Raw genomic sequence first — 2,787 nt, 5'->3', positions numbered from 1 at the left:
CCGCTTTTCCCCTATCCAAGGGGAGGCAGAGTAAGCTGAATTATTTAATTAATAATTAATAATTGTTAATTATTCGGTAAAAAAATCAGGATTAGAAGTTTTAGAGGTTGTTGAAAAATATCAAAATTTGATGGTACTGGGTAAACTGAGGTCAGGAAAAACTACTTTTCTCAAGTGGCCAGCAATTAAGTGTAATAATAATGAAGATAATTTTTTATCCGATAGATTACCAATTTTTATTACCTTAAAACAATTATCTGATGATGAGAAATTAGATAACAAAAACTTGGATTTTTTAGATGATTTTTTCACAAAATAGTTTTTGGGAATCTGTTAAAAAGAGGAATTAGAAAAAATACTAGGTTGGGGAAAAGCTTTTATTTTATTAGATGGGTTAGATGAAGTCGTGCCCGCAAAAAAAAGCCAAGCAACTTGCTCAATGTATTCAAGATTTTGCTAATAGCATTAGATATTATCAAAATCAATTTATTATTGGCTGTCGAATTGCTGTTCAAGAATATAGGTTTCAGGGATTTGATTATATTGAAGTAGCTGATTTTAATGAAATACAAGTCAAAAGTTTTCTCGAAAATTGGTTCGTAGGAGTTGATAGTAATTCTCCATAAAATGGTATGACAAATGCTAAACAATTCTTAGAAAAAATCCGGCTTCCTGAAAATAAACAGATTCGATAATTAGCTGTTACACCAATATTATTCAATCTTGCTTGTGTAGTTTTTCAGGATAGGTCAGACTTTCCATCAAAACGTTATAAGTTACATGAAGAAGGATTAGATATTCTCCTGAGCCAGTGGGATGAAAAAAGAGGAATTCAAGTGGGATACTTTTCCCGGGCAAAAGTTTATTTTTATTAGAAAAAAAGTTGTGGTGAGCATTGTATCATACCCGACTTAGGGGATGTTAGTACATCTGCTTCAACAGACTTACAAGGTGATTTTGTAGTCGATAAAAGATTGGAATATTTCATACCCATTGCCAAAAACAATATACCTAATTTAAAGAAGTTATGGGAAAAAGAAAAAGGTAATTCATGGTGGAAAGACATTCTATAGTCGTGGAATTTACTGGCAGGCTCTCAAATCCAAGAAGTATTTTTTCAGATCGTACACCTCAATAATTTAAGTTGTACGAAAAATATTATTATGCCAATAAATTTCTTATTGATTTGCTAAATACTAATTCCAATGTTAGTGCTGAAGTCTGTGAAAAAATAGAATAAACTATCCTGATTCCCCCTAGAAGAAATAGCAAAATTGAAACAACAATACCGCCCTAATAAAACCTAAAAAAAATCTCCAGTAAGACATCGGAGCCAGTAATTGGTTAACATTCTTGACTAACAATATATTGTTGTGCTTAAATAATTTCAGGCATCTATAAAATTGGGAAATTCAAGATTTGACAAATCTGGATATTTTTAGCAATTTACCAACTATTGAAACCGAACGAATCATTTTGAGAAAAATGTCTCTCAAGGACGCAAAAGATATGTTTGAATATGCTCAAGATTCACAAGTTTCAAAATATACAGGTTGGTATACTCATAATTCTATTCAAGATACTAAATTGTTTTTACAATATACAATTAATAATTATAAGAATAATGAGGTTTCTAACTGGGGTATTGTTCACAAAGCAGAGCAAAAACTTATTGGTACTGCTGGATTTATTGACTGGAATCTAGAAGACGCTAGGGCAGAAATTGGTTACACTTTGTCTCGGAAATATTGGGGAAAGGGTTATATGACTGAGGTGGTTAATGCTATTATTTATTTTGGGTTTAGAACGATGATTTTAAACAGGATTGAAGCTAGATGTGTAATTGAAAATATAGCTTCTGCTAGGGTAATGGAGAAAGTAGGAATGAAATATGAGGGTATTCTGCGGGAATGTATGTTGATCAAAGGAAAATATCGGGATTTGAAAATTTATTCGATTCTCAAAGAGGAATTTTCTGCTAAAAAATACGATTATCCTATTAAAATATCTACTAGGGTATGTGGCTTTCATCAATTTTAAATAATGTCTGCTTCGGCTCGTGCTTAATGTAAGTATTTAGCTATTAATAGTGAGTATATAGCAATATGAAATGATTTGTGAAAAAACTATAAAATATTACAACATAAGCACGGATTACTATAATAGTTTAGACTAGGAAATGTTTGTCCAACTATTCTATTTTCCCTATTCCCTATTCCCTATTCCCTATTCCCTATTCTACTATTTTATTTGACAAAAAATGACAACTGAAACTACTGAAACTCAAGTACTTAATTCTAATTATTGTCTAATTTCTCCAGCTATTCCTGAGAATGCTTTACCAAAATATTCTCCTCTAAAATTGGGTATTCTAGCTTCTGGTAATGGGAGTAATTTTGAGGCTATTGCAGAAGCAATAAATAATCAAAAATTAAATGCTCAAATTCAGGTAATGATTTATAACAATCCTGGAGCTAAGGTTATATCTAGAGCAGAAAAGTGGAGTGTTCCATCGGTATTATTAAATCATCGAGAATACAAAAAACGAGAAGAATTTGATAGCAAAATTGTCAAAATTTTACAAGAATACGATGTAGAGTGGGTGATTATGGCTGGTTGGATGCGAATTGTCACTAAAGTTTTAATAGATGCTTTTCCTAATCAAGTTATCAATATCCATCCTAGTTTATTGCCTAGTTTCAAAGGGATAAAAGCAGTTGAACAAGCTTTAGAAGCTGGAGTTAAAATAACTGGTTGTACAGTACATTTAGTAGATGTAGAAGTAGA

General features: G+C 31.4%; 5 protein-coding genes. All 5 read left to right on the top strand.

Translation table 11 applies throughout. The features are described from left to right. The first annotated feature begins 130 nt into the window (after positions 1-130). Positions 131-319: a hypothetical protein gene (locus F6K22_RS37855; RefSeq protein ID WP_293109977.1), complete on the top strand. Its 189-nt coding sequence runs from the start codon at positions 131-133 to the stop codon at positions 317-319. Between the two features lie 79 nt (positions 320-398). After that, positions 399-626, top strand: coding sequence for a hypothetical protein (locus F6K22_RS37850; RefSeq protein WP_293109975.1), 228 nt, complete (start codon positions 399-401; stop codon positions 624-626). 518 nt (positions 627-1,144) lie between these two features. Continuing rightward, entirely contained in the window at positions 1,145-1,240 is a 96-nt protein-coding gene (locus F6K22_RS43270) for an NACHT C-terminal helical domain 2-containing protein (RefSeq protein ID WP_375340234.1), read from the top strand. Between the two features lie 179 nt (positions 1,241-1,419). Beyond that, complete coding sequence (locus tag F6K22_RS37845; protein ID WP_293109973.1) at positions 1,420-2,040, top strand: GNAT family N-acetyltransferase; 621 nt, start codon at positions 1,420-1,422, stop codon at positions 2,038-2,040. A 220-nt stretch (positions 2,041-2,260) separates the two neighbouring features. Continuing rightward, positions 2,261-2,787, top strand: a 527-nt coding sequence (gene purN, locus F6K22_RS37840) for a phosphoribosylglycinamide formyltransferase (protein ID WP_293109971.1), incomplete at its 3' end; no start/stop codon positions are given.

The organism is Okeania sp. SIO2F4, from assembly GCF_010672385.1.
GTDB lineage: Bacteria > Cyanobacteriota > Cyanobacteriia > Cyanobacteriales > Microcoleaceae > Trichodesmium.
This window is presented reverse-complemented; position numbering and strand designations above follow the sequence as displayed.